This is a genomic window from Enterobacter cloacae complex sp. 6730903, assembly GCF_048283985.1.
GTDB classification, from domain to species: Bacteria; Pseudomonadota; Gammaproteobacteria; order Enterobacterales; family Enterobacteriaceae; genus Enterobacter; species Enterobacter hormaechei_C.
This window is the reverse complement of record NZ_JBLVXX010000249.1, coordinates 1-259: the sequence shown is the minus strand read 5'-3', so window position 1 is coordinate 259 and position 259 is coordinate 1. Positions and strand designations below refer to the sequence as shown.

The following is a 259-nucleotide window of genomic DNA, read 5'->3' as shown; positions in this document are numbered from 1 at the left end:
CTTCTAAACTTTTCCAAGAATTTGCCATTTCTATGAAGGGTGCCCGTCAACTAGTTTGGTCTCGAGGTCTTAAAAAACTTTTAGGTATTGAAGAAAAAAGTGACGAGGAACTTGCGGTAGAAACTGATAAAGCTTCCATTACTTTGAATCGTGTTGAAGATCTCGTTTTTGAACTTTTATGCCGTTATCAATTGCGTCATCAATATCTTGAAGCAATTAAACATGATTATGAGACTGGCTCTTTTGGTTCTGGATTAGC

1 pseudogene is annotated in these 259 nt (G+C 36.7%); it reads left to right on the top strand.

The window, feature by feature from the left end:
• Positions 1–259, top strand: a pseudogene (locus tag ACNQ0W_RS25785) (hypothetical protein); the annotation flags it as partial.